This is a genomic window from Neisseria polysaccharea, from assembly GCF_963392925.1.
Taxonomy (GTDB): domain Bacteria; phylum Pseudomonadota; class Gammaproteobacteria; order Burkholderiales; family Neisseriaceae; genus Neisseria; species Neisseria polysaccharea.
Window position 1 is genome coordinate 1 of the sequence record NZ_CAUJNZ010000026.1, and the last position, 7,662, is coordinate 7,662.

Here is a 7,662-nt window from a genome sequence, read left to right on the forward strand (position 1 = left end):
AATCGAGGATTTTCACGTCCAACACGGTGGTCAGACCGCCCAAGCCTTGCGCGCCGATGCCTAGCGCGTTGACTTTTTCAAAGAGTTCGAGGCGCAGGGCTTCGGTGGTGGACAATTCCGCACCGGACGCGGCTTTTTCCTGCAACTCTTGAATGTCGATGTGGCTCATCAGGGATTCTTTTGCCATCAACACGGCTTTTTCGGGCGTGCCGCCGATGCCGATGCCCAAGATGCCGGGAGGACACCAGCCTGCGCCCATGGTCGGGATGGTTTTCAATACCCAATCGACGATGTTGTCGGAAGGATTAAGCATGGCGAGTTTGGATTTGTTTTCAGAACCACCGCCTTTTGCCGCGCAGGTTACTTCGACTTTGTCGCCCGGCACGATGCTCATGTGGATGACGGCGGGGGTGTTGTCTTTGGTGTTTTGGCGTTTGCCGGCGGGGTCGGCGAGAACGGACGCGCGCAGGGTGTTGTCTTCCCAAGTGTAGGCGCGGCGCACGCCTTCGTTAACCATTTCTTCCACGCTCATATCCGCATCCCACTGCACATCCATACCGACTTTCAAAAACACGGTTGCGATACCTGTGTCTTGGCAGATGGGGCGGTTGTTTTCGGCACACATACGGCTGTTGACCAAAATCTGCGTCATCGCGTCTTTGGCGGCGGGGTTTTCTTCCTTCTGCCACGCCTTATAAAGCGCGTCGATGTAGTCTTTGGGATGGTAATAGCTGATGAATTGGAAGGCATCGCAAATGCTTTGGATAAAGTCTTCCTGTTTGATGACGGTCATGATTGTGTTCCTTTTCAAGGTTGTGGCGGTAAGTGTCTGCTGCTGTTTTAAACAACCTTTTTGAAGGCTGTTTTTTATCAGGTTGAAATAGTGCCAGCGTTTGTACGGTAAAGACAATACATAATTCTAATCTATTGATTATCAATTTGTTTTAATAAAATACTGTTTCACTCGGGTTTTGATATTTGTAATCTTTGCCTGTTGCCTGTAATGGAAATAAAACTACAAATATGTTTGGTAATTTTAGGTTTTTTATAAATGCCGTCTGAACCTGTCCGAATATCCGTTTTAACGGCATAAAAATTATTCTCAATAATTTCAATCTGATTTCAATCGCTTAAAGGATATAACGACAGCAGGGAGTTGTCATATATGAAAGAGGAAATTTTGACTGAAGTCAAACGCATTTGACTTTTTGAAATTTTACAACTTATTTTCCAAATATCAGAATTTTCAAAAATATACATATATTACAGTAATATATATATTTTTCACTAGATTGCAATAATGAGAATGGATTGTATTTTTCTGTTTGTTTTTTCTGTTTTTCAGACGGCATTATTTATAAACTTATTGAAAAATAATTATATTTTAAAATTTCGTACATAAATTTTGTCAACAATATATGTTTCTATGGCAATTTTGTAGTTTAGTAACGATAAGGCACAAATTCTGATAAACTATGTTTCACATAAGAAACATTAAGTTATAAACATATTCATAGTACGCGAGAGGAAGTCCTTGTTCCTCTTGTGTAACAAAAATACACAATACCAAATCTACTATCCTTCCAACAGGACACTGCCATGAGTGAAAATTTGTTAACCCTGACCATAGACGGACACGAGGTCAAGGCCTCCGCCGATTCGTCCATTATCCAAGCCTACGCTCGTTCCGGTAGCGCGATTACCGCCAATGTCGGCTGCATGGGGCAGGGCGTATGCGGTTCGTGCCGCTGCATGATCCGTAAAGAAGGCGAGCGCGAGGTAACGACTGCGTTGGCGTGTGAAACCAAAGTCGAAGAAGGGATGCAGGTCAGCTTCTTGGACTACTTTATCCCCGAGCATATCCAGTATTACGACGTGGGCGAAGTCGGCGACGGCTGGAACTGGCTGGACGACACCGCCAAAGCCTTCCCCGAAGCGCAACACTGCCGTCATTGCGGTGGCTGCAACCGCGCCTGCCCCAAAGGTTTGGAAGTGGAAAACGGCGTAGCGCAAGTGGTATCGGGCGATTTTGGCGCGGCGGCTTTGACCTTCGACCAATGCGTGATGTGCAACCTCTGCACCCTTTCCTGCCCCGAACACATCCGCCCGAACCACTTGGGCCTGTTCGCACGCCGTATGAAAGCGGCGCGTACGTTGCGCCCTGTGGATTTGATGCGCCGCCTGCGCGAAATCGACAGCGGCAAAATGAAAGTCGAATTTGAAGAGGAGTCAGTGTAATGGTTAACAAAATCCAAGGCATAGACTACGAAACCGCCCTTGCCAACCTGCGCGCGTCCTCTCTGGAGCTGCGCGGCGACCTGCCGGAAAAAAACGAATTACTGAGCCAATTCCATCCCGATTATCAGGCAAATGCACGCGTGAAGCTGCCCATCGGTCCGAACGCGGGCGATTACTGCCATCCCGATTTGGCGAAACTCTTAATCAGCCGGCCGCTGATTGACGATTATGATTTGTCGGGCGCAGAACATTTGAACACCGACGTATTGGTCATCGGCGGCGGTGGTGCGGGCGCGGCAGCGGCGTTGTCTGCGACCGAAGCAGGCGCGCGCGTGATTATGGCGAACAAGCTGCGTATCGGCGACAGCAATACCGTGATGGCGGAAGGCGGCATTCAGGCGGCAGTCGGCGCGGAAGACAGCCTGCAACAACACTTTGACGACACCGTCAAAGGAGGTCATCACGCGGGCAAAAAAGATTTGGTTGCCCAAATGGTTACCGACGCGCCGTCCGCCATCCGCTGGCTGATCGGTTTGGGTATGACCTTCGACCTTGCCAATGGCGCGGACAGCAACGGTATGTTGAGCCGCAAACGCGCGGGCGGTACGACCGTACCGCGTATTTTGAGCTACCGCGACTTTACCGGCCTTGAAATGATGCGTGTACTGCGCGAGGCGGTCGAACTCGATGAAAACATCACCCAGCTCAACCGCCACCCTGCCATCGAATTATTATCAGACGAACACGGCCGCTGCGTCGGCGCGATTTTGTACGATTTGGAAAAACGCTCTTTGGTGTTGGTTCACGCCAAAGCCGTGGTATTGGCAACCGGCGGCAGCGGAAGGCTGCATTTGCAGGGTTTCGCCACTTCCAACCACTACGGCGCAACCGCAGACGGTCTGGTAATAGCGTACCGCATCGGCGCGAAACTACGCGATGTCGATTCCTTCCAATACCACCCGACCGGCGTTGCCCATCCGCCGCACTTGGCAGGCGCGCTGATTTCCGAAGCCGTCCGTTCCGCAGGCACCAAACTAATCAACGGTTTGGGCGAGCGTTTCGTTGACGAATTGCAACCGCGCGACGTGGTTGCCGCCGCCATTTTGCGCGAATGCCGCGAAGGCCGTGGCGTGGTACGCGACGGACAAGTCGGCGTATTCCTCGACACCCCGCGCCTGATTGCCAACGATCCTGATGTGTTGAACCGTTTGGTTACGCTCGGACACGTCGCCCATAAATGCGGCATCGATCCCGCTGTCGAACCCGTGATGATTCATCCGACCCTGCACTATCAAAACGGCGGTGTCGAAATCAACGGCAACGGCGCAACCTGTGTGGAAGGACTCTATTGCGCCGGCGAAGTAACCGGCGGCATCCACGGCCGCAACCGCCTGATGGGCAACGCGCTTTTGGACATCATCAGCTTCGGTCGCCGTGCCGGTAAAGCTGCGGCAAATTGCGGCCTGCCGCTGAAAAAAGTGCGCGGCGGTGTCGGACACGTCCACGACCTGCAACGAGAAATGACCCGCGCCGGACTGGCCGGCGACATCAAAGCCCCCGTTTTATATCCCGACTACGGCAAATTCGATTTGCGCGAACACGCCGGTTTGCAGGAGCAACAATTATGAATCAAGCCAATCAAAACTTATTGCACCCGTCCCGCCAAGTCGGCGCGGATTTGACCGCGTGGCGCAAAGTCGGCGGCGGCGAAGGCCTGCTGGCGGCACTTGCCGATCCTCAAAGCATTGTTTCCAAACTGCAAGAAGCCAACCTATGCGGTATGGGCGGTGCAGGTTTCCCGACTTGGCGCAAATGGGAGGCGGCGGTTGCCGCCCAAAGCAAACACGGCGACAAATACGTCGTCTGCAATGCCAACGAAGACGAACCGGGTACGTTCAAAGACCGCGTATTGCTGGCGAAAACGCCGCACCAAGTCATCGAGGGCGTATTGATTGCCGCCGTCGCCTGCCGCGCCAACAAAGCGGTTTTGTACGTCAACCCTCATCAGACCGACTCCATCGCCTCCATCACACCCGCCATCGAGCAATGGAAAAACAGCGATTTGTTTATCCGTATCGAAAACTACTTGGGCAAACCTTTGGATTTGCAACTGGTTGAAACGTCAGGCCGCTATATCGGCGGCGAAGAAACCGCCGTGATTTCTTGGCTGGAAGGCGGTTTCCCCTTCCCCCGCCGCAAGCCGCCGTTCCCAGCCGAAAGCGGTGTCAACGGCGAGCCGACCCTGATCAACAATACCGAAACCTTCGCCAATATTCCGCAAATCCTTGCCAAAGGCGCGGAATGGTACAAATCGCTGGGTTTGGGCGATGCGGCCGGTACAAAACTCTATTCGCTTTCCGGCGACGTATTGAATCCGGGCCTGTACGAACTGCCGATGGGCACGACCCTGCAATCGCTGATTTTCGACTACGGCGGCGGTATGCTCGAAGGCCGCACGTTTAAAGCCGTGTTTACCGGCGGCCCGTCAAACACGCTTTTGACCGTAAAAGATTTGGACGTGCCTTTGGACTTCGTGTCCGTGCGCGAACGCAAATCCAGCCTCGGTACGGGCGCGATGATTGTGATTTCCGAAGGCACGAGCGTAGTGCGTAAAGTGTCCGAATATGTGGAATTTTTTGCATCCAACTCGTGCGGACAATGCCCGCCGTGCAAAGGCGGCACGTTCCAACTTTCACGCCTGCTCAACCGCGTGGATACCGGCATCGGCACTTCAGACGACCTCCGCGCCCTGCAAAGCTTGTGCCAACTTCTGCCACGAAGCGGACGCTGCGGTCTGATTGACGGCGCGGTTACTGTGTTGCAAAGCTCGCTGCGTACCTTCCCCGAAGAGTACGGGCTGCCGGCGGAGCAGGATTAATCCGATACGGCGTTTCAGACGACCTTTTCTATATAGGAGGTCGTTTGAAAAATACCTGTAGTATTTGTTAGGTTTCACAACCGAACCTTCCCAAACTACTTACCAGATGCTTCGCCAGCAGAAAAAACGATACGGTGTATCTTGAGGTTTTGCCCTCTCCCTAACCCTCTCCCACGGGGAGAGGGAATGATGGTGCTGAAAATTGACCATTATCGGACTTTCTGCAATCTGTCCCCTCTCCCCGTGGGAGAGGGTTAGGGAGAGGGCAAAAAACGTAAAAGCTCAAGAAACGTCATCTGAAAAAGATGGCAACACAAAAGTACGCATTACCCAAACACCCAAAAGAAAAACATAAAAACAACTGCTGCCAAATACGTTTCAGACGACCTCTCCCACCAAAATCAGGCACACGTCGTCTGAAATCCGATTTCCCCAATACTTCAAACTAGGAGACTCAACATGGGCTTCAAGCCAATTCCTGCTGCGGCCGCACTCGCGCTGACGCTGCTTATCTGGTTCGTCATCCCCGTTCCCCAAGGCGTATCGCCCGACGCGTGGCATCTTTTGGCGTTGTTCGTCGGCATCATCGCCGGCATCATCGGCAAAGCGATGCCCATCGGCGCAATGGCGGTTTTGGGCATTACCTTGGTCGCGCTGACCGGCGTAACCAACGAAAAAGCCGCCGACGCAACCAAAGACGCTTTGAGCAGCCTCAACAACTCGTTAATCTGGATGATCGGTATCGCCATCATCATCTCGCGCGGCCTGTTGAAAACCGGTTTGGGGATGCGTATCGGCTACCTTTTGATTTCCCTTTTCGGCAAACGCACGCTGGGCGTGGGTTACAGTTTGGCACTGGCGGACTTGGTCATCGGTCCGGTTACGCCGAGCAACACCGCGCGCGGCGGGGCGATTGTGCATCCGATTATGAAATCCATCGCCTTGAGTTTCGACTCCGATCCTGAAAAAGGGACGGAAGGCAAAATCGGCAAATACCTTTCACTGGTCAACTTCCACGCCAACGTGATTACCTGCCTGATTTTCATCACCGCCACCGCACCCAATCCACTGGTCGTCGAACTGGTTGCCAAAGCTACCAACTCACAAATCCAACTCTCTTGGGGCACTTGGTTCTTGGCGATGGCCGTACCCGACCTGATTGCGATGCTGCTGATGCCGCTGGTGCTGTATTTCCTGTATCCGCCCGAAATCAAACAAACGCCTGACGCGACCGCCCTTGCCAAAGAAAAACTGAAAGAAATGGGCGCGATGAAGCGCGACGAAAAAATGATGCTCGGCATTTTCGTGATCCTGCTGCTGTTGTGGGCGGGCATTCCCGAAATGCTGGCCGGCGTGAAAGTCGATGCCACCGCCACCACCTTCCTCGGCTTGAGCCTCTGCCTTTTGAGCGGCGTACTGACTTGGGACGACGCGCTGAAGGAAAAAAGCGCGTGGGACACCATCGTTTGGTTTGCCGCCTTGGTGATGATGGCGAACTTCCTCAACAAACTGGGGCTTATCGGCTGGTTGTCCGAATCTATGCAAAGCGGTATCGCCCATTTGGGCTTGGGTTGGGAAGCCGGCTGCGCCCTGCTGATGCTTGCCTATCTCTACGCCCACTACGTTTTCGCCAGCGGCACGGCACACGTTACCGCGATGTTCGGCGCGTTTTACGGCGCAGGCCTGGCATTGGGCGCGCCGCCTATGCTGTTTGCCCTGATGATGGCGGCCGCCACCGGCATTATGATGTCGCTGACCCACTACGCCACCGGTTCTGCGCCTGTGATTTACGGCTCAAACTACGTCAATATGGGCGAATGGTGGAAGGCGGGCTTCATTATGAGCGTTATCGAAATCCTGATTTTCGCCACTGTCGGCATTTTGTGGTGGAAAGCTTTGGGTTATTGGTAAACCGCCGGCTGTTTGAATGTTAAGGCAAAAATGCCGTCTGAAACCGTTTCGCGGTTCAGACGGCATCCGCCCTCCCCGTCATTCCCACGAAAGTGGGAATCCAGACCATTGGACAGCGGCAATATTCAAAAGTCGTCTGAAAATTTAGAAGTTCTAGATTCCCGCTTTCGCGGGAATGACGAAAAATTGCGGGAATGACGAAGTTTCAGACGGCATCGCCCACCTTCCGCCGTCATTCCCACAAAAAACAGAAACCTAAAATTCCGTCATTCCCGCGCAGGCGGGAATCCAGTGTGTTAGGTTTCAGTTGTTTTGGGTTTCGGGTAATTTCCAAATCGGCATTCCCACGAAGGTGGGAATCTAGCCCTTGGGGCAGTGGCAATATTCAAAAGCCGTCTGAAAATTTAGAGGTTCTAGATTCCCGCTTTCGCGGGAATGACGAAAAATTGCGGGAATGACGAAGAGTGGCGGGAATCCGGACCTGTCGGCACGGAAACTTATCGGATAAAACGGTTTCTTCAACCCTACGCTCCAGATTCCCGTTCTGCATCACAATATAAAAACATATAAAAAACATTGGAGTATCAAACAATCCATTTTTTTTTTTTTTTTTTTTTTTTTTTTTTTTTTTTAAT

6 protein-coding genes are annotated in these 7,662 nt (G+C 52.5%); 4 read left to right on the forward strand and 2 right to left on the reverse strand.

Annotated elements, in window-relative coordinates:
• Positions 1-793: fumarate hydratase (locus RDY34_RS10365; RefSeq protein WP_308184577.1), on the reverse strand; the 793-nt coding region annotated here is incomplete at its 3' end.
• An 806-nt stretch (positions 794-1,599) separates the two neighbouring features.
• On the opposite strand from RDY34_RS10365, the gene RDY34_RS10370 reads away from it, so the two are divergent.
• The 4 genes from RDY34_RS10370 (at position 1,600) to RDY34_RS10385 (ending at position 7,027) form a co-directional block, all read left to right on the forward strand.
• The gene (locus RDY34_RS10370; RefSeq protein WP_308073920.1) at positions 1,600-2,238 is read left to right on the forward strand and encodes a 2Fe-2S iron-sulfur cluster-binding protein; all 639 of its coding nucleotides are present in this window, start codon (positions 1,600-1,602) and stop codon (positions 2,236-2,238) included.
• Complete coding sequence (locus RDY34_RS10375) at positions 2,238-3,866, forward strand: FAD-binding protein (protein WP_308074881.1); 1,629 nt, start codon at positions 2,238-2,240, stop codon at positions 3,864-3,866. Before RDY34_RS10370 ends, RDY34_RS10375 begins: the two co-directional genes overlap by 1 nt.
• A complete protein-coding gene (locus RDY34_RS10380) occupies positions 3,863-5,116 on the forward strand; it encodes a complex I 51 kDa subunit family protein (protein ID WP_003751719.1) in 1,254 nt (417 codons plus the stop codon). Before RDY34_RS10375 ends, RDY34_RS10380 begins: the two co-directional genes overlap by 4 nt.
• Before the next feature lie 459 nt (positions 5,117-5,575).
• A complete protein-coding gene (locus RDY34_RS10385) occupies positions 5,576-7,027 on the forward strand; it encodes a DASS family sodium-coupled anion symporter (RefSeq protein WP_308074882.1) in 1,452 nt (483 codons plus the stop codon).
• Between the two features lie 385 nt (positions 7,028-7,412).
• Here RDY34_RS10385 and RDY34_RS10390 read toward each other — a convergent pair.
• On the reverse strand, positions 7,413-7,662 hold a 250-nt coding region (locus tag RDY34_RS10390), incomplete at its 5' end, for a hypothetical protein (protein WP_308184578.1).

Bases quoted from the DNA above. Each gene is read 5' to 3' on its own strand.
- RDY34_RS10370 (WP_308073920.1), top strand. From the start codon at position 1,600: ATGAGTGAAAATTTGTTAACCCTGACCATAGACGGACACGAGGTCAAG.
- RDY34_RS10375 (WP_308074881.1), top strand. From the start codon at position 2,238: ATGGTTAACAAAATCCAAGGCATAGACTACGAAACCGCCCTTGCCAAC.
- RDY34_RS10385 (WP_308074882.1), top strand. From the start codon at position 5,576: ATGGGCTTCAAGCCAATTCCTGCTGCGGCCGCACTCGCGCTGACGCTG.
- RDY34_RS10380 (WP_003751719.1), top strand. From the start codon at position 3,863: ATGAATCAAGCCAATCAAAACTTATTGCACCCGTCCCGCCAAGTCGGC.